Annotated in this window: 19 protein-coding genes and 1 pseudogene; 14 read left to right on the top strand and 6 right to left on the bottom strand. The window is 65.0% G+C overall.

Annotated features, from left to right (window positions below; translation table 11 throughout):
• Window positions 1–78: 78 nt before the first annotated feature.
• Both ACI2JO_RS04340 and ACI2JO_RS04335 read left to right on the top strand, forming a co-directional pair.
• Window positions 79–1473, top strand: coding sequence for a conjugal transfer protein TraH (locus ACI2JO_RS04340; RefSeq protein ID WP_404720321.1), 1395 nt, complete (start codon window positions 79–81; stop codon window positions 1471–1473).
• Between the two features lie 64 nt (window positions 1474–1537).
• Entirely contained in the window at window positions 1538–4333 is a 2796-nt protein-coding gene (locus tag ACI2JO_RS04335; protein ID WP_404719499.1) for a conjugal transfer protein TraG N-terminal domain-containing protein, read from the top strand.
• A gap of 677 nt (window positions 4334–5010) precedes the next feature.
• On the opposite strand, the gene ACI2JO_RS04330 is transcribed toward ACI2JO_RS04335, so the two are convergent.
• From ACI2JO_RS04330 to ACI2JO_RS04315, 4 genes and pseudogenes are all read right to left on the bottom strand, one after another.
• Window positions 5011–7551 (bottom strand): S8 family peptidase, encoded by a 2541-nt coding sequence (locus ACI2JO_RS04330; RefSeq protein ID WP_404719498.1) that lies wholly within the window; start codon window positions 7549–7551, stop codon window positions 5011–5013.
• Entirely contained in the window at window positions 7544–8749 is a 1206-nt protein-coding gene (locus ACI2JO_RS04325) for an AAA family ATPase (RefSeq protein ID WP_404719497.1), read from the bottom strand. The genes ACI2JO_RS04330 and ACI2JO_RS04325 overlap by 8 nt, the downstream gene beginning before the upstream one ends.
• Window positions 8750–9082: 333 nt before the next feature.
• A pseudogene (locus ACI2JO_RS04320) lies at window positions 9083–9364 on the bottom strand (acyl-CoA dehydrogenase family protein); the annotation flags it as partial.
• Between the two features lie 139 nt (window positions 9365–9503).
• Window positions 9504–11159, bottom strand: coding sequence for a DUF4062 domain-containing protein (locus ACI2JO_RS04315; protein ID WP_404719496.1), 1656 nt, complete (start codon window positions 11157–11159; stop codon window positions 9504–9506).
• Window positions 11160–11276: 117 nt separating this feature from the next.
• Here ACI2JO_RS04315 and yhhA point away from each other — a divergent pair, with 117 nt between their 5' ends.
• The 7 genes from yhhA to ACI2JO_RS04280 all read left to right on the top strand — a co-directional run bounded on the left by yhhA (window position 11277) and on the right by ACI2JO_RS04280 (window position 17983).
• Window positions 11277–11447, top strand: coding sequence for a YhhA family cyclophane-containing RiPP (yhhA, locus tag ACI2JO_RS04310; RefSeq protein WP_404719495.1), 171 nt, complete (start codon window positions 11277–11279; stop codon window positions 11445–11447).
• Between the two features lie 10 nt (window positions 11448–11457).
• A complete protein-coding gene (gene yhhB / locus ACI2JO_RS04305; protein ID WP_404719494.1) occupies window positions 11458–13560 on the top strand; it encodes a cyclophane-forming radical SAM/SPASM peptide maturase YhhB in 2103 nt (700 codons plus the stop codon).
• A complete protein-coding gene (locus ACI2JO_RS04300; RefSeq protein ID WP_404719493.1) occupies window positions 13557–14555 on the top strand; it encodes a hypothetical protein in 999 nt (332 codons plus the stop codon). Before yhhB ends, ACI2JO_RS04300 begins: the two co-directional genes overlap by 4 nt.
• On the top strand, window positions 14548–15021 hold the full coding sequence (locus tag ACI2JO_RS04295) for a hypothetical protein (protein WP_404719492.1): 474 nt from the start codon (window positions 14548–14550) through the stop codon (window positions 15019–15021). The genes ACI2JO_RS04300 and ACI2JO_RS04295 overlap by 8 nt, the downstream gene beginning before the upstream one ends.
• The gene (locus ACI2JO_RS04290; protein ID WP_404719491.1) at window positions 15018–15497 is read left to right on the top strand and encodes a hypothetical protein; all 480 of its coding nucleotides are present in this window, start codon (window positions 15018–15020) and stop codon (window positions 15495–15497) included. Before ACI2JO_RS04295 ends, ACI2JO_RS04290 begins: the two co-directional genes overlap by 4 nt.
• On the top strand, window positions 15491–16561 hold the full coding sequence (locus ACI2JO_RS04285; protein WP_404719490.1) for a glycosyltransferase family 2 protein: 1071 nt from the start codon (window positions 15491–15493) through the stop codon (window positions 16559–16561). Before ACI2JO_RS04290 ends, ACI2JO_RS04285 begins: the two co-directional genes overlap by 7 nt.
• Before the next feature lie 756 nt (window positions 16562–17317).
• Window positions 17318–17983 carry an NAD(P)H-dependent oxidoreductase gene (locus ACI2JO_RS04280; RefSeq protein ID WP_404719489.1) on the top strand — a complete coding sequence of 222 codons (666 nt, stop codon included), beginning with the start codon at window positions 17318–17320 and terminating at the stop codon, window positions 17981–17983.
• 92 nt (window positions 17984–18075) lie between these two features.
• On the opposite strand, the gene ACI2JO_RS04275 is transcribed toward ACI2JO_RS04280, so the two are convergent.
• Window positions 18076–18537: an Rrf2 family transcriptional regulator gene (locus ACI2JO_RS04275; protein ID WP_404719488.1), complete on the bottom strand. Its 462-nt coding sequence runs from the start codon at window positions 18535–18537 to the stop codon at window positions 18076–18078.
• 78 nt (window positions 18538–18615) lie between these two features.
• Here ACI2JO_RS04275 and ACI2JO_RS04270 point away from each other — a divergent pair, with 78 nt between their 5' ends.
• From ACI2JO_RS04270 to ACI2JO_RS04250, 5 genes are read left to right on the top strand one after another with little or no spacing between them, the layout of a single operon-like run.
• Window positions 18616–19047 (top strand): group III truncated hemoglobin, encoded by a 432-nt coding sequence (locus tag ACI2JO_RS04270; RefSeq protein ID WP_404719487.1) that lies wholly within the window; start codon window positions 18616–18618, stop codon window positions 19045–19047.
• 1 nt (window position 19048) lies between these two features.
• Window positions 19049–19321 carry a DUF1971 domain-containing protein gene (locus ACI2JO_RS04265; protein ID WP_404719486.1) on the top strand — a complete coding sequence of 91 codons (273 nt, stop codon included), beginning with the start codon at window positions 19049–19051 and terminating at the stop codon, window positions 19319–19321.
• Between the two features lie 44 nt (window positions 19322–19365).
• Entirely contained in the window at window positions 19366–20577 is a 1212-nt protein-coding gene (gene hmpA, locus ACI2JO_RS04260) for an NO-inducible flavohemoprotein (protein ID WP_404719485.1), read from the top strand.
• 28 nt (window positions 20578–20605) lie between these two features.
• Window positions 20606–21070 carry a hypothetical protein gene (locus tag ACI2JO_RS04255; RefSeq protein ID WP_404719484.1) on the top strand — a complete coding sequence of 155 codons (465 nt, stop codon included), beginning with the start codon at window positions 20606–20608 and terminating at the stop codon, window positions 21068–21070.
• A gap of 17 nt (window positions 21071–21087) precedes the next feature.
• Complete coding sequence (locus ACI2JO_RS04250) at window positions 21088–21309, top strand: hypothetical protein (RefSeq protein WP_404719483.1); 222 nt, start codon at window positions 21088–21090, stop codon at window positions 21307–21309.
• 217 nt (window positions 21310–21526) lie between these two features.
• On the opposite strand, the gene ACI2JO_RS04245 is transcribed toward ACI2JO_RS04250, so the two are convergent.
• The gene (locus ACI2JO_RS04245; protein ID WP_404719482.1) at window positions 21527–22858 is read right to left on the bottom strand and encodes an MFS transporter; all 1332 of its coding nucleotides are present in this window, start codon (window positions 22856–22858) and stop codon (window positions 21527–21529) included.
• Window positions 22859–23038 lie beyond the last annotated feature (180 nt).

Here is a 23038-nt window from a genome sequence, read left to right as displayed (position 1 = left end):
AAGCGCTTCGTCAGGCGCGCGAGCGTGGGCGTCGCCGCACTCGGCTGCAGCCTCGGGATCGTCGGCGCGCTCCTGCCCATGATCGTGCCGGTCGCGCCCGCGAGCGCTCAGGTCGCCAAGGCCATGGACGACTTCGTCCGCGACGCTGGCGGCGCGGCTAACGTCACCGGTCCGAGCGCCTTTCAGGGGCAGTCGGCCGGCTATTACAGCCTGGGCAACGTCTGGACGCGCTTCCCGCAGAAGACGACCAACCTCGCCAATCTCCAGCTGCCCTCGGCGCGCGCGGGCTGCGGCGGCATCGATCTGTTCGCCGGCTCCTTCTCGTTCATCAACGCGAGCGAGATCGTCGCCATGCTGAAGGCAGTGGCAAACAATGCGGTCGGCTTCGCCTTCAAGCTGGCGATCGACACCGTCTGCCCCGAATGCTCGAAGGTCATGGATGAGTTTGCGCAGAAGGCGCAGATGATGAACGCGCTCAACATCTCGAGCTGCGAGGCGGCACAGGCGCTGGTCGGGTCGGTCTGGCCGAAGGGCGATCTCGCCGACAAGGCGATCTGCGAAGCGATCGGCAACTCGGACGGCATCTTCTCCGACTATGCGGCGGCCAAGCATGGCTGCGGCAACAAGGGCGAGCGGCGCTCGACCATCGATGGCGCCGATCCTGCCAAATGGGACGCGGTCAACTCGGCAGTGCCGCGCAACTACACCTGGCATGTGCTCAAGGCCTCGAAGTTCTTCAATGCCGGCGGCAGCTTTGACCGCGAGCTGGCGGAGTACGTGATGACCATGGTCGGCACGATCATCTACGTGCCGCCGACCGATAGTGACCCGGGCCGGTTCCAGCCACTGACGGGCGACACGACCTCAACGCTGGTCACTGCGCTGCTCGACGGCACCAGCGCGAACGCGGTTCAGGTCTATGCCTGCGACACTGAGGACCAGTGCCTCAGCCCGACCCTGAAGCCGCTCGATGTGCCGACGGTAAAGGCAATCCGCCCGCGCGTGACGGCGCTCATCGACGGCATGGTCGATGCGATCCGCACCGATCGCGCGATAACGCCCGAGCAGAAGGAGCTGCTCCAGATCGCGTCGGTGCCGCTCTACAAGATCCTGACCGTGCAGGCGGCCTATGCCCGCGGCCTGTCGACCGACGACCGCTCAACGCTCGCCGAGATCGCCTCGATCGACCTGCTCTACGCGATCTTGGATCAGCTGGTGAGCGAGGTCGGCAAGTCGAAGGCGAGCTTCATTGCTGCCGACGAGGCCAAGCTGACCGCATGGAGCGCGCAGATCAACACCGCGCGCACCACGCTCGCCGACCGGCAGCAGACCACGCAGGCGCGGATCACCGCGATCATGGCGATCATCCAGAAGACGCAGTTTCTCGAGAACGTCCTCGCCAACTCGATGTCGCCGGGCATGGCGGCCGCGCTCGACTGGTCGCGCGGCGTGAGCGCGCGCGGGCTGAACTAGACGTGCCGCCGATCGCCGGGGCGCAGCACCGGTGATCCACCAACCTCCAAGATGAGCACGGGCAATGGCGACGGTTGAACTCTTCACGATCGGTGGCGGCGAGTATGTCGTGAACGTGCTGAACGCCGTTGCGGCCTGGACCGGTGACGGCGGCTACAAGAGCCTGCTCCAGGTCTGCATGGTGATGGGGCTGGGCTATTCGGTTGTGATCGTCGCGTTCAACGCCGACTGGCGGGCCTGGCTCAACTGGTTCCTGCAGGCAACGCTCATGTACATGGTGCTGATGGTGCCGCGGCTGGACGTCCACGTCACCGATCGCATTAACCCGAGCCTCGCGCCGGCGCAGGTCGCGAACGTGCCGCTGGGGCTAGCGATGATGGCGAGCTTCACCAGCCAAGTCGGAGATTATCTGGTCGGCTCGGCCGAGCTCGTGTTCGGGCTCCCCGGCGATCTCGATTATAGCCGCAACGGCATGATCTACGGATCACGGCTGTTCGAGGCGACGCAGAACCTGCGCATCAACGATCCCGAGTTCGCCGCCAATCTCGATGAGCATTTTCGGCAGTGCGTGTTCTACGACGTCCTGCTCGGCCGCTACTCGATGGAGACGCTGAGCAATGCGCCCGATATCTGGGGTGCGATCGGCCCGGGCAGTCAGGCGCGCGCGCAGCGCTTCCTGACCCGAGATGCCGGCGGGGCGGTCACCTCGTCGATCGAGACCTGCCGCGACGCCTACACGACGCTCAGCACGCAATGGGCCGGCATGACCGACGATCTGGGCCGCGTCTTCGGACGGCAGCTCTACCCCAGGCAGAGCGCCGACCTCGCCAAGGCCAAACTGTTTGCCGACCTGCCGATCGCCTATCGGTATCTAACCGGCGTCTCGGCGTCGGCTAGCGATATCCTCAAGCAGACGCTGACGATCAACGCGATGAGCCAGGCGATGCACTCGGCGGCGGGCGCGACGGGCACCGGCAGCGTCGACGTCTATGCGCAGACCCGGGCGGAGATCCAGACCAAGCGGACGTACGGCTCGATCGCGCATTCGGCGATGAAGTGGGTGCCGGTGCTGAACATCGTGCTGACCGTCGTCTTCTACGCGCTGTTCCCCGTGCTCTTCCCGCTGTTCCTGATGCCCAAGAGCGGCCCGCTGGCGCTGCGTGGCTATGTCACCGGCTTCTTCTATCTCGCCGCCTGGGGACCGCTCTACGTGATCCTGCACATGGTGATGATGTTCAAGGGCGCGTCCGAGGTGGCCGGGGCAGGGGCGGGCAACGGCCTGACGCTGGCGAGCTTCACGGGTATGAGCGAGGCAAACGACGACATCGGCATGCTTGCCGGCTATCTTGTTGCATCGATCCCGTTCCTCGCCGGCGGCATCGCCAAGGGCGCTATGGCGATCTCGAGCCAGGCGACCAGCTACCTCAACCCCTCCCAGAACGCCGCCGAGGAAGCTGCACGCGAGGCATCGACCGGTAACATTGGCGTGGGCAACGCCAGCTTCGACAACCAGACGATCCAGACGCGCCAGCACGACCAGTGGAACCAGGCGCCTAGCTTCACCTATGGCGCGGCGCAGACCCGGTCGTTCAACGACACGGGCACCCTCTCGACCAGCTTCGCTGCCAACGACCTCCTCGACGTGCCCGTGTCCAAGCTGCCGTTCAGCCCGCAGGTGACGCAGTCGGTAGCGACCGAGGCCTCGCGTGTCGCGAGCGAGACCCGCACCCGCGGTGAGACACTGTCCAACCAGGCGAGCGAGAGCGTCAGCAACGCGGTCAACCGCTTCAACGAGTTCCGCCGCGCGGTGAGCAACGATCAGTCGATCGCCAACAGCTATGGTGCCGAAGATCGTTCGAATATCGGCAGCAGCTTCAACGAGGTCGATCAGGCATCGCGCATGCTCCAGAGCCGCTTCGGGCTGCGCGCGGAAGTGGCGGACTCGATCGCTACGGAGAAGTTCGTGAGTGGTTCAGTCAGCGCGAACGCTGGCGTTGGCGCGAACTTTGGATTGGCCAAGGTGGGCGCATCGGCCAGCGGAAGCGCGGGGGCTTCGCGCCGCTGGACCGACAGTGATGTTGCCGCAGTCTCTCGCGACGGATCTCGAATCGAAGATGCGCTCGAAAGCTGGTCGGCGAACCATGGCTGGTCGCAGAACAGGGACACGTTTGAAAGATCGGTTGCCACGAGCTCTCGGTCAGATGTGTCAAGCAACGCCTCTGGTATCAGCTCTAGTCTCACAGAGGCACAAAGCTTCAGTCGCGAAGCTCGCCGCTTTTATGAAGAAGCGGATCGCCTTGAAACCCGCTGGTCGGCACGCGACGGGGAAGGCGTGAGCGGGTCGCTCAACACCAGCGATGCGTTTCTGGCATTTGCACGAGCGGAGATCGCCGGCACACCCCTCGTTTATCGTGACTTCGATCCGGCCAATGCAACTCATTGGCACAGCGACGATCCTCAGATCACGTCCGAACGAAATCTACTAATGTCGAAATACGTCGATCAGGTCGGCGTCAACATGCGCGCTGAAGTCGAGGAGCATTTGAACGCTCCAAATGCGAATGGATTGGCTCGGCCGGCGGCATCAAGCGGACAGGATGTTCGCGCAAGCGGCGGCGTGGCGGCAAGGTCAGTGCCGAAGGTTGGAGAGGCTGAAGATAATTCGCTGCTTGAACGTGCGGATAGCATCCGAGCCGAAGTTTCTAACGCTCAGCTCAGAGGTGCGGATATTATCGACCGAAAGCGGCGAGTTCGGGACGCAGATACGGCCGGGGCTGCCGCCGGACCAACAGACGATGGCGCCGAGTTGGCCCGCAGTTGGAGCAAGTCGGTGCCCTTGTCGCCCTTTAAGCGGGACTGACAGAGATCAAAAGAAAATAAGGTACATCCAGATCGCCGCAATAGTCTTGATCACGCCGAGGGCAAGGGCTCGGCTAACGGGATCAGTCCAAGTCTTTCTGTAAAGGTAAGCAGTAGAGCGATTTTCTTTCCACGCCCGGCTAAACTCGCGAATGCCATCAAATCCGTCATCAACAGCCGCGTTCCGCCTGAAAATGTGGTCGTTCTCCAATGCACGAAGCCGATCCTCGTGAGCCCGGAGGTGAGCATCTGTGGCAGGATCGGACATTGGGCTCGGCCTAATTGGTTCGCAGAGCATACCGATTGCACCTCCCTGTTGCGAGTGGAATTCGATCCTCTCCGCTGGCTCTGCTCTTCCGGCAGAGTGTGAGCGTCGGCTGCAAGTTGAGAAGCGGCACCGCTCTCGACGTACTCAGTGCTCGACGGAGGCAGGTGCCAGAGATTGCGCTGCCGCGCCGGACGCGGGAGCGCCCGCGGGGGCCTTTCTGATGGATGGCAGTCGGTCCGCTTTTGGGTGCGGCTTCAAGACTCTGGCCGTTCATTCAGCTGGAGCCCCGCGGCGGCTAGAGATTGCGTCACTTGCGGGGGATCAGCGGGCAGTTGCTGCTTGCCCCGTCGTCCATCGGCCCGCCTTCCGTCGCGCGCAGTCGGGTAGTTAGTGCGGGGCGGTCCACCCGCCTAGCGCCCGGCCCGCAGCCGGACCGCCGTGCGGACGTCCTGAGCGTTCGCCTGGCTCGTACGGAGGTGCTGCCGCAGTTCCTGGAACACGGGAGCCTTGCCGTCCGGGTCCTCGATGGTGAGTAGAACGGCGAACGGGACACCCTCGGCAGGAAACCGGGTCTCCGCACGGACGAGGCTGGTGACCTCGAGGCGCCATTGCGACCTCACCCCGACCGCGTCGAAGTTCGAGAGATACTGCTTCGACGGCCACCACTTTAACCCGTGGTCGATCAGCGCCTTCTCTGGCACGGCGAGGTGAGCCGACTTAGGATAGTAGAGCGGGTCAATCTCGTTCAGGAAGCGCGGGTCGCCGTTCTTGGCCGGCTCGGGCTGCAGCTGCTTCAGCGAGGCCTCGAGGTTCACGCGCACGAACTCGGCGCCGAAGGCGGGGTCCAGGGGCGGCGCGTAAACGAGCGTGATGCGTGCCCGCCCGCTGCAGCCGCCGTTCTCGTCAGTGAGACTCTCAGGCCATGTGAACGGGAACCGGAGGATGACCGGCTTGCGCTCGCCGATGCTTAGCCGGCTCTGGAAGAGCAGCGTGATCTGGTGGTCGCCGGTCTCGAGCATGTCGACGACCGAAGCGGGCTGGCCGAACCCTGCGAACTGGCGGGCAAGATCCTTCAGGCTGCGTCGCCGCAGAGGCTCGGGCATCGACGAGTGGTGCAGCAGCATCGCCCGCAGCGCCTCCACGTGGAGCCCGCCATTGGTCGCCGCGTCCAGCCCGGCGAGCGTGCGGGCGACGAGCGGCGCGGCGAAACTGGTGCCGACCACGTCCTGCCGACGGCCCTCGACGTCGATCGACGAGAGGCCGGTCGAGGCGCCGGGGGCGGTGACGCCCGCGCCGCCATAGGCGACGACGTCGGGCTTCACGCCGACCTGCAGACCTGGCCCCCTGGTCGTGTATACCGCGGGGGCGCCCTCGAGATGCCCGGTCCCTGGCGGATTGATGGCGCCGACCGAGATGGAGCGCACGCTCTCGGAGGGCTTGTAGATCGTGTCGGATGCAGCCCGCGACGCGAAGTAGCGAACCGTCTCGCCGGGCTTCCTGGGCCAAGCCGCCCGGGCCTGGGCGCGCGGCAAATTGCCGACGGTGTTGACGAAGATCACGCCGTAGGCGTCAGCGATCTGATCGAGCCGCGAGGCGTAGATGCTGTAGCGATAGCGCTCGACATCTGAGACCGCGTTGATCGACAGGTTGAAGACGCGCACGCCGTGGTCGCGCCGCCCCTCGGCGACGGCCTGCTCGACCTCCTCCAGGAAGTCGACGAACCCGCGACTATACTGTTCGAAGAACGGCCGGGCCGGAAAAAGAGGGACATCGTAGATCCGGCAGCCCTCCGCATCCGGCACCACCGCGGAGTTGTTGGTCAGGCGCGGTACGCTCACCAATCCGGCGACTGCGGTGCCATGGACCGCGTTAAACTCACCCTCGGAGAGGTAGTCGAACCGTCCGACGACCCATTCGTCCAGCACCGGCGCAACACCAGAGTCGATCACCCCGACGACCGGATACGTCGCGTCCGCGGCCGGTGGCGGTATCTCAAGCGGATATGAGGGCAGATCCAACCCAAGGTCGGACGGCGGTGGCCTCTGCTCCTCCTCGATCTGCAGGAGAATCGGCGGCAGGATGGCTCGCACCAGCGGATGGTCCTGCAAGGCGCCGAGCGCCGCCTCGTGCCGGTCCGGACTCCGGTCCACCTCGTTCGGCAAGAGTGCGGTGGCGATCTCGCCACCGACCGGGCTGGAGCGGTTGTCGATCAGTGCGGGCCGCGTGTCCCGGGTGAGCTGCAGCTCGAGCACGGGAGTGCGGCCGATCGAGCGGTGCACGAACGCCCGCGCACCCAAACCGAGCCCGAGGAACAGGCCCTCGAGGCTCCGCAGGAGCTGGCCCCGCCCGACGGGATCGTCGGCGATCACCGGGTCGACCGGCGCGTTGAACAGCTCGATGCTGTATCCCGACACGGCGCGCGGATCGTCGAGCGCCGCCAGCGCTGCCGACACCGAGAAGCCGCGCTTCTGCTCCGGCGGCGCAATCTCGATGGTTTCGACGGCGCCGACCTCTGCGCGGGCCGCCGTCGGCGCTTTGTAGGGTGCGCCATCGCTCTTGCGATGCTTGGTCTCGACGATGAGCTCCGCGGCCTCGATGCGCGTGCGAAGCGCCGGCAGGTAGATAAGCGGCGCCTCGAAGTACAATGTCCCCACGGCGTCGGCCCCCACGCAGGGGAACTGGTCGCGCTTGAACAGCCAGCCGACGGGTCGGTAGGACTTGGCCAGCGCGTCGCTGCGCATCTGAACCCTCACGTAGGCCAGAGGCCCGTATGGGCTGGCGCGGAGCTGCGCGATCACCGCGTCGACCGCCGCCAGCAGCGCCTTCTTGTGCGCGGCGAATGCCGCGTCGGCCTTATCGAAGAAGTCCTTGTTGCGTGGCGGCGTCCCAGGATCCGGAGCCTGATGGAAGTCCCGGTCGTTGAGGATGATCTGGACGGGGTTGTTAGCCATGGATCTGCTCCAGCAGCCCAGCGTGCTTGCGCGAACGCTTGAGATCGCTGATTCGCGACTGGCCGTAGCCGGTCGCCTCGCCGATCTCGGTCTGCTTCAGCCCCAGATCGACGTCGTTGGCGATGAGGCTGACGAACGCCTCCGGATCTGCCGCCAGCATGCGGGCGGGGATGCCGGCCTGGGCGGGCGCGCGAGCGAGGATGGCGCCAAGCGAACGGAAAAGCCCCGGACCGTCGTGCGCCTCGCCGTTGAGCGCGATGTGGCGCTTCAGCGTCGCGCACAGCCGCTCGATGTCCGCGCCCGAGCTGTCGGCAAGACAGTATGAGATGATGCGCACCGTCGACGGCTCAGCCTGGATCGGCTGCAGGAAGCGAGTGATCATCCGCTCACGCGCGGCCGCCCCTGGCTCGCCGATGTGGACCTGCGCCTCGAAGCGCCGCCACACCGCTGGATCGAGCAGTCGGTCGTGGTTGGTGATCGCGATCGTGATGCCGCGCTCGCGGCGGCGGTCCAGATTCTGGAGCAGCGAATTCACCACCCGCTTGATCTCGCCGATCTCCTGCGCGTCGTCGCGCAGCTTCGCGAGCGCGTCGAACTCGTCGAGCAGCAGGATGCAGGCGTAGCGGTTGGCGAAGTCGAACAGGTTGGCGATGTTGCGGGCGGTCGTGCCGAGAAATGACGATATCAGGCCATCGATCCGAGCCGTCACCAGCGGCAGCTGCAACCGCGCAGCGATGTAGTGGGCCGTCACGGTCTTGCCCGATCCAGGCGGACCATAGAGCAGGAGCGACCTGGTCGGCTCGACGCCGACCCGCCGCAGGGCCTCCTCGTTGCTCCATTCCCGAAGCAGGCCCTCGATGGTCTCGCCGATCATCTCGCTGTAGATGGGAACCGCAAGATCGGCGCTGCCGAAGTCGATGGTGCAGAGCTGGGCCCCCGTCTCGCGGTCGATCGGCGGGTTGACGTCGCGGCTCAGCGCCTCGCCGGAGACCATCGCACGCGACACCTCCACACGGCTTGGCGCCAAGTCCTGAACCTCCGCGTCGAGCCCCCCAAGCCGCCGCAGGGCAGCCGCCTCCTTGACCGACCCGTCCTTCTCGAGACGCTCGAGTAGACGTGCCACCTGGCGATCCAAAGCCCTGCGGTCGCCGCTGCGCGCCGCGCGCACAATGCTCTGTATCACCGCAAAATGTTCCATAGGCCAATAATCCGATAAAAAGCCGCTTGAGAATGATAATATCGGCTGAGAGACGATAGAGCAAGTGATTCAGTGGTCTTGAATCGGTTGTTACGGCTGGGAATCGGGCTTGGTGGCCCAAAAATCGGTCTTGCGCCAATTCGAATCCTTGGATCGGCCAGCTCCACCGCTTCATCTGGAACACAGGTCGGCATTTAGGCACGCCATGCCAGGGATGGGATCCCGAATGGCTGTTCGGTCGCCGCTGCAACGCGGCTATGCGTGGAGGGGTGATCGACCTCAACACCGCCACCGCCGCTCAACTCGATGCCGTGCCCCACCGCCAGCCCGCGTGAGCAAGGTGAGGTCCGTGCCCGCTCCACTCTCGGTCAGCGCCATCGCGCCGATCCGTTCGCCGCTGACCATGCGGGGTAGGTAGGCCGTCCGAAGTTCATCGCTCGCATGCGCCGCGATCGCCTCTGCCGCACGCCGCGTGAGGCCCGGAAACAGGCCGAAGGAGAGGTCGACCGCCGAGACCATCTCATCGAGCCAGAGCTGCGCGATGAACGGCAGGCCCTGCCCCCCATCGGCGGGATCGGCCGACAAGGAGGTCCATCCGCCGTCCGCGAACTCCCGGATGCCGCGGTGTGCGTCGGCGCATCGTCGAGCGCGACGTGACGCGTCTAACGAGGGTGCGGTCGATTGGGGTCGGGCCATGCAACGCCACGCCGACACCGGTCCGTAACCGCGCGTGTACCCGACGCCAGCCTTAGGCTCACGCGGAAGTCTCTGTCTCAGCCGGCGTGAGTGCCTGGTCGAGCAGGCCGACGATCTCCGACTGGGCGGCGCGTGCGCCATCGCCGAGTTGCCGACGGGCGAGTGAAAGGGCCGTGTTGAGCGTCCGCGCTGCCAGGAGCTTGTCGCCCCGGACGAGCTCCACTCGACCTAGGCTGGTGTAGGCGTCGGCCGCGCCCTCGACGTTCTGGACGCCCTCGAAGTTGATCGCCGCCTCGCGGAATGCCTCCTCTGCACCGTCGGCGTCGCCTCGTCTCAGGCAGACTTGTCCCAGATGATCGGCCGCGTCGGCGATCCCCGCGCGGTCCTTCCTTCCCCTGAAGAGGTCGATGCTTATGCGATATTCCCGATCCGCTCCCGCGTCGTCGCCGAGACCTGCGAGGGTCGCGCCGAGCGCGGCGTGGAGGTCGCCGACATCGGTGGCGCCGAGGCGATGCTTGATCTCGGCGCCTCGGTTCAACGCGTCGAAGGCCTCCCCGAAGGCCTCTTGGTCGCGGAACACCTCACCAAGTCCGATCCAGGCGTCGGCCAGGATGTCCTCAGCTCCACCGTCGGTCGCTCGGTCGATGGCGGCCCGATAATGGGCGATGGCGTTATCCATCTCGTGATCGAGGCGGTGACGTTCACCGAGTAGGTTGTACATCCGCGCCTCCCCGCCCGCGTCGCCTAGCGCCGCGAAGCGTTCGAGTGCGCTTCGCGCGGCAGTGGCTCCCTCCTTGCCTTGACCGCTCGCTTCCAGCGCTGTCGCCAGTGCCTCATAGGCGGCCGCCGCCACTCCGACGTCCGACGTTTCCTCGGCCAGCCGAACCGCTCGCCTCAATGAGTCGATGCCCTGTGTGCGACGGCCGAGTCGGATCAGGAGGTCGCCATAGGCGGTGAGGGCGGGCGGGTCGTCATGATCCGAGACGGCCTCCGCTAGCAGGGCCTCGGCTTCCGTGTACCGCGCTAGGGCGATCAGCTTCGCGGCGTCGGCGACGGGACCCGTCGCCTCGCCCGCAGGCGGCGAGGCAATTTGGTCGTTGGGCGTCGGCGCCGATGCGACCTCCGCTTCAACTGGAGCCTCGGGACGCCCCGCCGCCGCGTTCTCGTGCGCGTGCGTCCAGTCGGCCAGGTGCCGTCTAAGGACGTCTGCGAAGTCCTCCTCGCGCTCGACCTGGTGAAACAGCAGGATTTTCTCCCGCTCTACCTTCTTCCTGAACTCTATGACCTTCGCGACGTCCTTGCCGGGATCGCGCATTCGGTCCGCATCGATGGCCACGAACACTACCACGATGCGGCTCATCGGGGCCTGATCGTTATAGAGTTGGCAAGCGAGCTCGAACTCCTCCTCCGTCCCGGTCAGGCTGTCGGGCGTGGTGTCGGCGGGGGAACCCCATCGGTCGCGCAACACGACCACGAAGTAGTCGCATTCGCGCAAGTCAGCGTTGATGATGTGCTGCGGCCGACCCATGCCGCCGAGGGTCTGTTCCCAGCCAACGGGGATAAACAGCGCCCCACGCCTGACGGCGTCGGCGTCGTTGTGCTTCTCTACCGTCGCTTTGAATCGCTTCCTGAAGTCTTCGAGGCCTCCCGGGGAAGCGATGAATATCCTGTAGGCGGTTAGGTTTGACGGCATTAGGAGGACCCCCGCCCGCATCTTATCCGTCGACTTGCCGCATACAAGTGTGCGCCGGTTGATTGAACCACACCGGCGTCGGTTGGCTTGAACATCGCTGTTACAGCTTGTAGACTACGGAGTAGAAGGAGACCGAATATGCCTGAGGTGATGGATCGCGAGACCGCTTCGACCCGGAGCGCGGTCATTGGCGCGCGTCCTTCGAACCCCGCTCTTCAGCGACTGCAGCGGCGCGTCCTGTCGGAGGTTCCGGCCAGTGAGGTGATCACCAGCTACGACCGGATGCACCACCGGCATAGTCGCTCTTAGGAGTCGGTCCATGTCTTCGGCGAGGATAACCTCATTCCTCGTCAAGGTCGCATCGAGGTGCAACCTCGACTGCGACTATTGCTATGTCTACCATCATGCCGACCAGAGCTGGCGCGGTATGCCCCGCCTTCTCTCTACCGAGCATCAGCGGTTGTTCGCCGCAAGGTTGGCCGAACACGTGCGGGAGCAGGGCCTCAGCCACGTCGCGGTGATCCTCCACGGCGGCGAGCCCCTACTCGCAGGCCATCGCTACATCGTGGACTTCGCGCGCATGCTGCGCTCGGCCGTCGGTCCGTCGGTCGAGGTCGACCTCGGGATGCAGACCAATGGGCTGCTCCTCTCCGACGAGGCGCTCGACGCCCTGGAGGCGGAGCGGATCGCGGTATCGCTGAGCATGGACGGGCCTCGCGAAGCCCATGACCTGCACCGCACAACCCGCAAGGGTCGCTCCAGTTTCGACCGGGTCGAGGGCGCGCTGAGCCGTCTCGCGCGGCGTCCGGCCGTGTTCGCCGGCGTGATTGCCGTGATCGACGCGTCTGTGCGGCCGTCTACCCTGCTAGGCTATTTCGCGGATAAGGGCATACCGAAGGTCGACTTCCTGTTGCCCGATTCGCACCACCGCCGTCCGCCGCCGGGACGGGAGCGGGACTCGGGCCTCTATGAGCGCTGGCTCGTGGAAGCGTTCGACGAGTGGCTCGACAGATACCCCGACCTGCCCGTCCGGACCTTCGAGGCCCTGCTCGACGCGATCTCCGGCTTGCCTTCGGGCACCGATGCCTTCGGGCTGGGCGACGTCAGCTTGATCTCGCTCGAGACGGACGGCACGTGGCACGACCTCGACGTGCTCAAGGTCGCTGGGGAGGGAGCGACACGTCTCGTCGGCTCGGTCGCGGACACGTCGGTCGAGCAGGTCGCGTCCTCCGTTCAGCTCGCGGCGCACCGGCGCCTGCTCACGAGGTCAGGTCTGAGCGCCACATGCCGCGCCTGTGATCTAGCGGAGATCTGCGGAGGCGGTTCGGTGCCGCACCGCTTCGGCGATGGAGGTTTCGACAACCCGACCGTCTACTGCGGCGAGATGAAGGCGCTTATCGGACACGCACGCCGGCGCTTGGCGGAGAGCCTGCTGTCAGACGGAGTGGCGGACGGTCCCGCGCTCGACTTCGACGTGGGGTCCTTCGAGTTGGCCGAGACGAGCGACTCCATCATCGCGGGACTTCAGGAGGAGGCGCTCGTCGAAGACGAGCGCGGGCTCCGCGAAGCAGCAGCGGTGTCAGGTCTTGATCTGGAATCCGTAACGCCCGCGACAATACGAGCAGTAGCCCGTCGGGCGGGGACGGTGGCCTGGCAGCGCGCGACCCGGTCGGCCCTGTCCGGTGGACAGGTCAGGGACATCGACGGCGCATCGATCCGGGTCGAGCCCGCCTACCTCGCCCGGTTCTTGCCCGAGATGTCGACGCCGGCCCTGGAGGTCGGGGTCGACGATAAATGGCTGCGCCTCCCGTTCGGCGAAGGCATTCGCTTCGAGGACGAGGTGGTGGCGCTACGCGGTAGGGCCTTGGTGGACGAGGCTCTGGGCATTATCGAGGCGTGGCGACCCGCCGTTGCGCGGGAGCTGCGGCTGATCTGCTCGGCGGTCCAGTTCGTTCGCGACCCGACGGCCCACCCCGACAAGATAGTCTCGTTCAGCGACGACTCCGTCCCCGGTGCGCTGTATGTCTCGATCGTCCAGGGCGATGGATTGATCGACGCCTACGACCTCGCCGATTCGCTCGTCCACGAATACCGGCACCAGAAGCTGTACCTGTTCGAGCGGCTTCATCCGACGACCTTCCAGGGTGCGCTTGTCGTATCACCGTGGCGTGAGGACCTCCGTCCGGTGTCGGGGTTGCTGCATGCCGCTTTTGTCTTCGTCGAACTCGGCCGGTTCTGGAGGTTCGTTCGCGAGCACGGCCCCACCCGCCTGCACAACCGCGCCACCGCGCAGATCGGGGATACGGAGCGCAACCTAGCGCAGGCCTTCGAGACGCTTCGCGGTTGCGAACTGACTCCCTCCGGTCGCGAACTGGCGACGGTTCTGGAGGCCAGGGCGCGGGCGATGCCGCTGGCTGCGTGACCATCCTACTGCCCTTTGATCGACTGCCCGCGGAGCGGCACGCGCGCCACGGACGCCTACGCGACTACTTCTGCGATAAGGATGCCACGTCGACGCTGGCCGATGGCATTTGGCACCTCGACCTCGACTGGCCCGGGGAGGCAGAGCGCCATGTCGACCCGCGCATCGCCGCGGAACTTCCGTCCTGGGGCGAGATCGGTCTTGGCGGCATGGCGATGGCGCATCGCCGCTCTGCCCGCGTCCTCACCGCGCTCTACGATACCTGGACGCTCCCGAGCTGGAGCGAGTGGGCCGCACGGGCCGCCCCTGCGGCGGATACGCCGATCACGATCCTGCACCTCGACGACCATCGGGACCTGGGCTCGCCCCGGCTGGCCGCGTTCAACGGCGGCCTGCGCGACCTGATCACGGGCGACCTGTTCGATATCCGCGAACCCTCGACGGTACTCGCCGCCTGCGTCAGCGGCGCTGTGGGGATGGGCAGCTTCCTAACGCCGTTCCTCATCGCCTTCCCGAATTGCGACGTGCGGCAACTCGGCCAAGCGCCAAAGATTACGGCGACCACCGACTATACCGTCGCGCCGGCCACGGTTAAGGACGACCTGCTGCAGCCGGGCGTCGCTCGTCCAGCGATCCGGCTAGAACCGGCAGCGGACGGGGGAGCGGGACCGGGCCGGTATCGGGCGACCGCGGACCTCGGAGACTGGCTGGACGGCATCGGTTCGGGCCCCGTCTTGCTGCATGTCGACATGGACTACTTCAACAACCGCTATGACGGCGACGGTGACTGGCCCGATCGGGTCCGCCGACACGATCCGCCTCTAGATGACGTCCTGTTGAGGATCGACGAGGTGACCGGAGCGATGCGATCTGCAGGGTTGCTCGAGCGCATCGAGGACGCGGTAGTTGCGTTCTCGCCGGGATTCTTCCCGGCGGAGATGTGGCAGGCTTCGGAGCTGCGGCTTCGGGAGGGCCTGGAGGAGCTCTATGGTTGACGTCAAGGCTACGACGAAGAGCGCACGTCGCAAGCCGACGCGCCCGACGCCCAAGCCGAAGGTCCCTGCCGCCCCTCGCAATCGGCCCAAGGTCGCGGAGACCGATGTGCAGCTGGTCGCCAAGGCCGGCCGGAAGGGGAAGGGTGATGGCGCTGGTGGGGAGTATTGGGACGTCGTCGTCGCTGGAAAGCGTGCGGGCGAGGTGTTCGTCAACGTGATCGACGAGCCACCGGTCGGGCGGCACGCGTCGCTCCAGATCTTCCTGAACAAGCCCGACCAAGCGCGCGGGATCGGCAGGATCGCCTACCGCATGGCGGCGGAGGCCAGCTCGCACCCGCTGATCTACCTTCACATGCGCAAGGCGAACGTCGCTTCGCGGATCGCCGCGGAGGCTGCGGGCTTCGTGGACGCGACGCCCGCCGGTTTCATTCAGCTGATCCTGAAGAGGCACAGGGGCGGCGGGTGACCGGCCGCATCCCGTCATGGCTGCCGCCGTCGGCGGTGACCGACATCGACCTGCTGATGCTTGGTCTCAAGCCGGCAGCACGCCTCTACGTGGGGGAGCGCGGGCGCGAGATCCGTGGGTGGGCGCGGGTGCAGGGACTGTTCTGCAGCGCCGACCGCGACGGCTATGCCGTCCTGTCCCGCAGCGGAGCGACGGCGCGGCGTGTGCTCGACGTCGACCGTCGGCCGGGGAGACACGCGGTCGCCCTGGGCCGGATGCTCGGCTACCCCGAATGCTGTACCCGGGCCGCAGCGAAGGTCGGCGACGAGGGAATTGACGCGATGTGCGATGCCGTGGCGGCCCGACGCTTTCGCGGCAAGTTCAAGGGAATCGACCCGGGCGCCTATCGAGCAGGCCGGGCCTTGCTCTCTCACGTGCCCTGCTCGCACAACTGCGGAGCCTCCGCCAAGCTGGCCATGCGTCGGTCGGAATGCTGACCTTTGCGGTCATGCCCTGCCTCGACGAGGTGGACTACGTAGGCGAGGCGGTCCGCTCGCTCCTCGAACCCACAGGAGGTGACAGTTCCGACCTGATGGTGATTGTTGTCGACAACGGCTCCACTGACGGGACGCTCGATGTACTCGCGGACGTCACTCATCGCTACCCCGGTAGGATCATGGTCGAGGCCGAGCACCGCCGGGGTTACGTCCCACCGCGTAGACGGGGCGTGGCCGTCGCGGCCCGGATCGCGAGCGAGATGTCCGTGCCCGACTGCGATGTCCTGATCCTGCAGTCCGACGCCGACACCACCTACCGGTCGGGTTACGTCGGCGCGATGCGGGGTGCGGCAGCATCCGCCCCGGGAGCCATTCTCGAAGGCTCGATCGGGCGACCGCCTACGTTTGAGGCAGAGCACCCCACGTACGTGGAGGCCGAGAGGACGGTTGATTCGGCGGTCGAGTCACTCGAAGCCGCGGATGAGGACGATGTCGTCGTCGACGATAAGGTTTGTGCGTACCGCTTGTCGGACTACATCTCGTGGGGCGGGTTATTCGAGGAGTGGTCGGATGTCGGCGATCCGATCCACGCTGAGACGACTCGCATGTTCATCAGGGCGCGCCTGCGCGGGGGTACGCCGAAGGTGAGGGTGAACCGAGCGGGTGCCTTCCCGTCCAGGCGCCGCGTGCTGGAGAATCCCCGCTACCACTTCGCCACGCTGGGGTTTCCGCGCGAACGTGCTTGGGCGGATCGAGTGGCAAGCGGGTGGTCGGCGTCAGACGTCGATGCATTCGCCCGGATGGTGCTTGCCGGTCACGAGAGGCAGGCGGTCGCACTTCGTGTCCACCACCTCCTCGCCCTCTTCCGATTCCTTCCCGCGATCATTCTCGCTGCGATGGGCTCAAACTCCGCGCTGCTGGCGGAGCCGGACGTCGCTGCAGCGCTTGAACTTGTTCCGCGCCGCAAGCGCGACGAGCTCGCGGAACGTCCCGCCCTGGCGATACTCGACGCACTCGGGCTGATAGACGAGCACCCGGAAGCCTTTCAAATGGAGATGCGCTGAACGGCGTCCTGGCCTCAGACGTAACGGCGGAACGATACAACGGTCGCATCGTTCGCGAGCGGACGGAGTAGCGGGATCCCGGTTACGAGGTGGAGCATCTCGGACTCCAGACCGGTCTTAACATTCTCGGGCGGCCGCCGTTTCCTTTCCCTCGATCCCAACGGTCTTGAGTGGCGATCATGCAGAGGGACTGACCCCGCTTTCACTCAGTGTCGCCGTTTTCGGGAAAGCTCGGACAAGACAGTAAAGGAATAGCCGCCGAACGCCATTTGCGCAGGCAAATGAACATATGGCTGGTTTCGGGAGCGGATAAACTAGCTCCTAATGTTCACTTATGGGTCGGGCCGCCGCTAAGCCGCCGGGAAGCTAGCGACCCAAAGGCAGACGTAGCCGACGCAAGTTGCCGGTCTTGGAAGCTGACATTCTGAACCGGGGTTCTGACACACGCACACCCCCGGAAAACCGTGGTCGCGTCCGCAGCGTCAAAACCGACCGGTTTTGACACCAGACGAACGGCCGAGACTGGCAGTTTGTACGAAGAAGTCAGTCTTGGGCATCGACGGGCAAAAATCATTGAGGTCCGGCGACCGTGTGCCGTCGCCCAACCCGTTCTTGCCGGTTGCATCCATTTTCTGGGTCCGGCAAGAAATAAGCTGAGGTAGAGGTTTTCGGCACGGGGCATTGTCTCAGTCTCGTCGGGGCACCTAGCGTGCGATCTCCCGATTTCGCCCATTCTCTGCCTACGAGGAGAAGCTGATGACCCAGCCCACCATTCGTCACCACCTGGTTTTCGCACATCCGTCGCGGACCAGCTTCGACGGCCAGATTGTCGATGCCTACACCGAGACGGTGGCGCGACTGGGGCAGGATGTAATAGTGCGCGATCTCTACACCATTGGCTTCGACCCCGTCCTGCGCGACGAGGAGAGACCGCTGCACGGGACAGGCGATATCTCGCCCGACGTGGCTGCCGAGCTGGAAATGCTGCGCTCGGCGCATGCACTGGTACTCGTATATCCAATCTGGTTTGCGCTGCCGCCGGCCATGCTCAAGGGCTATGTTGATCGCGTGCTGGGGGCGGGTTACAGCTTTCGCGACCTTCAAGCGCAGGTCGGGCATCCTGCGCTCAAAGGTAAGCCGCTGCTGTCATTCAGCACCTCGGGCACATCGCTGCCCTGGCTGCACGAACAGGGACAGGTGCTCTCTTTGCGGGATATTTTTGATGTCTATCTCTGGCGCGGTTTCGGCATGCAACAGAGCGAACACATCATGATTGACTCGGTCGTGCGAGACATGAGTTCTGCCTATGCAGCCGAGCAGCTCGAAAGGGTTCGCACGACCGCAGAACGTATCTGCGCCAAGCTGCTTAGCGATTGGCACGCTGCCCGAAAGGCGGCTGTCCTCGGCCGGCCGGCTAATTGATCATTTAGTCATCGTGCCAAGCACAGAGGTGGCGGCAAATGCACGCAGGGTGCCATGATGGCTCGAACGAAACGCCCTTAGAAAGTCTCAGCCTAGGGCTGCTGACACGGGCTGGTCGCTGGAGGCGAGCTTGCCCGATCCACTGAGAATAAGCTGAGCAGATCGCTGCGTTTCGTGAGGAGATCCGCCAGCGTATAGCGGTCGAGCACGGTCAGAAAGGCGGTGAGCGCTTCGGCAAGCGCGCCGGTCAACCCGCAAGCGGGCGCGATGATGCACGATCCGCAATCGACCAGATCGAAGCCGTCCTCGGTATGTCTGACCACCGCGCCGACGCTGATGTCTTCCGCCGGCCTGCCTAGTTTGATGCCGCCGAAACGGCCCCTCGCGCTTGCGAGATAGCCGGTCTTGCCGAGATCATGGACTACCTTCATCAGGTGGTTCTGGGAAATGCCGTAGGCGCGGGAGATTTCCGAGATCGAACACAGCCGATCGGGACGTGCCCCGACGTAGAGCAGCACCCGCATCGCATAGTCGGTGTAGCGCGTCAGCCGCATCCTGGTCTCCCGTCACGACCTCATCGGCCGGTGCCCCTTATATGTATTTTCGTTGCATGTTTCAAAGCTGTCGATTAGATGTGGCTGCGATACATGATTGGAGTACGACTCGTGAGCGGCGCCGCGAAGATCGATGAGCAAGGGCTGCGACGGCTGGTCGCGTTGTTCTACGCTCGGGTCCGCGAAGATGCCGAGCTGGGGCCGATCTTCAACGACGCCATCGCCGACTGGCCCGCACATCTGGAGAAGCTCATCGCCTTCTGGTCTTCGGTGATGCTGACCAGCGGACGCTACAAGGGCAATCCCGTCGCCGCCCACCTCAAGCATCGCGATCGTATCGAGCGCGCCCTGTTCGAGCGCTGGCTGGCGCTATGGGCCAGGACGACTGCCGAAGTGATGCCGCCCGAGGCGGCGGCAGAGCTCCAGGCGAAAGCGTCACGCATTGCTGAGAGCCTCCAACTCGCCATGTTCTTCAAGCTCCCGCCCGCCCGAGACTGCAAGGCTGCCTGAGATGACCGCTTTTCCCTACCGCTCGACCCCGAGGTTCGAGGAGAAGACACTTCCCGCCGCCTTGCGCGCGGAGCATCGGACCAAGGCCGGCGTTTGGGGTGTGATCCGGGTGATCGAAGGCCGGTTGAAGCTCACCTATCTCGATCCGCCATCCGAGACGATCCTCACGCCTGAACTGCCTGGGCTGATCCTGCCCGAGCAGGGCCACTTCGTTGAGCCGCTCGGGGCGGTGCGGATGCAGGTCGACTTCTATGATGAGCCGCCCAGCGGCTGATCCTCTCGCTTCCGAAATAGCCACTTACCTCGACAGGAGAATTCATGTCGCAGCCTCTCAGCGACCGGACCGTCGCGCTCGTCAAAGCTACGGTTCCCGCTCTCGAAGCGCACGGGCTGGAGATCGTGCGCGTCATGTACGCGCGGATGTTTGAGGATCCGATGATCCGCGACCTGTTCAATCAGTCGCATCACGGAGAGACGGGCTCGCAGCCCAAGGCGCTCGCCACCGCGATCCTCGCCTACGGGCAGAATATCGACAATCTCGGCGCGCTGGCGCCGGCGGTGGAGCGGATCGCGCAGAAGCATGTCGGCCTGCAGATTCTGCCCGAGCACTATCCGTACGTTGCTGAGGCGCTGCTGGCGGCGATTAAAGAGGTTCTGGAAGAGGCCGCTACGCCCGAGATCCTTGCCGCGTGGGGAGAGGCGTACTGGTTCCTCGCCAACATCCTGATCGCGCGCGAGGACCATATCTACCGTGACCTGGCTTCGGCCGAGGGCGGCTGGTCCGGGTGGCGGACGTTCGTCGTTGATGAGGTGCGGCCCGAAAGCGAGATCATCACGTCGTTCGTGCTGCGACCGACCGATGGGCGGCCTGTCGTCGCGCACAAGCCGGGCCAGTATCTCACCTTCTGGCTCGAGATCCCCGGTCATCCGCCGCTCAAGCGCAACTACAGCGCCTCGGCCGCTCCGAACGACACCAGCTATCGTATCTCGGTCAAGCGAGAGCCGCAGGGGATCGCCTCCAACTGGCTGCATGATCATGCGAGCCCGGGCACCGTGCTCAAGGTTGCCCCACCGGCCGGGGAATTCTTTCTGGCCGATCATCCGGAAAGACCCGTGGTGCTGCTGTCGGGCGGTGTCGGGCTGACGCCGATGGTGGCGATGCTGGAGACGATCGCCGAACGCCACCCCGGTCAGGCAGTCCATTTCGCGCATGGCACGCTTGACGGCTCGACGCATGCGATGCGCGACCATGTGCGTGCGCTTGCCGAAGCGCGGCCCAACATCAGGACGACCACCTTCTATCAGTGCCCTCGCGACGAGGACATCGCGGGCCGTGACTTCGATCGTGCTGGGCAGATCGATGAGGAGTGGCTCCGCAAGGAGACGCCGATCGGCGATGCGGATTACTTTTTGTGCGGCCCTCGGCCCATGCTGCGCGCACTGATCACCGCCCTCTCGATGGCGGGTCTGCCGAGCGACCGTATCCACTATGAGTTCTTCGGCCCGGCGGACGAGCTGCTGGCGGCCTGAAGGCGACGCGACGCGCGCGGGAGAGGACATGGACGACTTCATTCTCGCGCGCGCTTTGCACGTTCTGAGCGTGCTGCTGTGGATAGGCGGCGTCGCCTTCGTGACGACGGTGGTGCTGCCGGCGACGCGTCGGAATCACCCACCCGGAGACCGGACCGCCGCCTTTCATCGCATCGAAGCCGGGTTCGCCTGGCAGGCGCGGCTATGGGTGCTGCTCGCCGGCGCGAGCGGCTTCTGGATGGTCTATCGCGGGGATATGTGGGGTCGCTTTCTCGACCCCCATTTCTGGTGGATGCACGCGATGGTCGGGCTGTGGCTCGTTTTCATGGTGATGCTGTTCGCGATCGAGCCGTTGGTTCTGCACCCGCTCATGGCCAGGGAGGATGCTTCGGGCCAGAGCTTCGAGTGGATAGAGCGGCTGCACCGTCTGCTCTTCCTCGTGGCGCTCGTCACCGTCTTCGGTGCGGTGGCTGGCAGTCACGGCTTCTTCTAGGCAGGTGCGCACCGCTTATGGAGGAGGAGAGCGCTCGCTATCGTTGTGAGGGAGACGACGGCTCCTCGCTCACCGTCATGGAGTACCGCCATGTCGGACAAGGCAATACCGACCGCCGCCGCTACCCCGGCGCGCGGCGCCTAATTCTCTCTACCGGAGAGCCGGTCCGGTATATCGATGCCGTCACCTTCGAGGTCATCGGCACCGGCGAGTTGGTCCGTCGCTGGGATCGAAGCTGACGCTTTTCCCTCCCTCAGCCTATTTTCGCGCTGCGCCAGCTCTTCGTAGCGGCAAAGTGGGATAGTACCAGCGGCGTCGCTCATGCGCCCCCCCTTCCAGACCGACAATCAGATCATCCTCATGCTCAAGCCCGATCGAGAGCCTTAGCATGGCATTGATGCCGGCCACTTGCCGCGATTGGGTACAGCGGACGCCGAGCAGGTGTCACGTACGAAGCTATACCGCTGTCCTGGCCCACTCCTTGTTGATGGCCAGCGCTGCTAGCGTGCAAAGGACACCGGACAGCAAATATGCTCCGATGGCCCACAGCCCGATCCGGCTAGCCAGTAGCAGCGCAACAAGCGGCGCGAAGCCCGCACCGATAAACCACGCCGCGTTAGCGACGATCGCCGCTCCGGTGTAGCGATGGTGGGGTGGAAAATTGGAGTTCACCACGCCCGATGATTGGCCAAAGGCAAGCCCCAGCAGTGCGAACCCGAGCACCATGTACACGCTTTCCCCGGCGAAACCCGCATTAAGCAGCTGTGGGGCGAAGCCCGAATAGCCGCCGATCAGGATCGCCGTCACCGCCAGAACCGATCGCCGACCAAACCGGTCTGCGAGGAGGCCCGAGGCTAGGATTGCGAGCAGCCCTACAGTCGCCGCGCCCATTTCGAGCAGCAGAAATCGCGTCACGCTCTCACGTGTCGACAGGTTGATCCACGAGAGCGGAAAGACCGTCACGAGGTGGAAAAGCGCGAAGCTGGCCAGCGGGGCGAAAGCCCCTAGGACGATGGTGCGCCATTCGGTGAACATGGTCTGGAAAGCGGGCGAGGGCTGGAGTTCGCGCGACTCAAAAGCACGTTCATAGTCGGGGGTCGCGACGATACGCAGTCGCGCGAACAGCGCCACCGCGTTGATCGCGAAGACCACGAAAAAGGGATAGCGCCAGCCCCATGCGAAGAAGTCCCCGGGCGTGAGCGTCGAATGGAAGTACGCAAAAAGCCCTGCGGCAACAAGCAAGCCCAGCGGCGCGCCGAGCTGCGGGATCATGGTGTACCACCCGCGTCGTCCCGGCGGCGCATTGACGGCGAGCAGTGAAGGCAGTCCGTCCCAAGCGCCGCCCCACGCCAGTCCCTGGCCGATGCGAAACAAGCCGAGCAGAATCGGCGAGGCGACGCCAACCTGCGCATAGGCAGGCAGGAAGGCCATCGCAATCGTGGACCCGCCGAGCAGAAAAAGGGCAATGGTCAGCTTGGTGCCGCGCCCGTGGTTGCGGTCGATCCACAGGAACAAGAGTGTCCCGAACGGCCTGGCCGCGAATGCCAGCGCAAACATTCCAAACGAGTAGAGCGTGCCGGTGAGCGGATCGGTGAAGCCGAAAGCGAGCGAAGGGAACACCAGCACAGAGGCGATGGCGAACACGAAAAAGTCGAAAAACTCGCTCGTGCGGCCCACGATGACGCCAATCGCCACCTCGCCGGGTCGAATTTTATGGTCCCGCGCATTCACCAGTCGCGCATCACGCTCTAGCGGAGTCGAGTTCGCCGCAGCAATCCCGGGTGCCAACTTGTTGCCTCCTTCGCGAGCGTCGCGCTGGGTGAAACGTCTTGCGACCTACACCGTTTCCTCTAGCATTATCAGCGCGATCGGGGATAGGACAATGTGTCCAATGTAGCAACGAGACACCGCTCGGTACACGCGCGACAATGAGTTGCCCTAGCTTCCGCCCGCGTTCTCGTCGTTGCC

The organism is Sphingomonas sp. NPDC079357 (assembly GCF_044901155.1).
Taxonomy (GTDB): Bacteria; Pseudomonadota; Alphaproteobacteria; order Sphingomonadales; family Sphingomonadaceae; genus Sphingomonas.
This window is presented reverse-complemented; position numbering and strand designations above follow the sequence as displayed.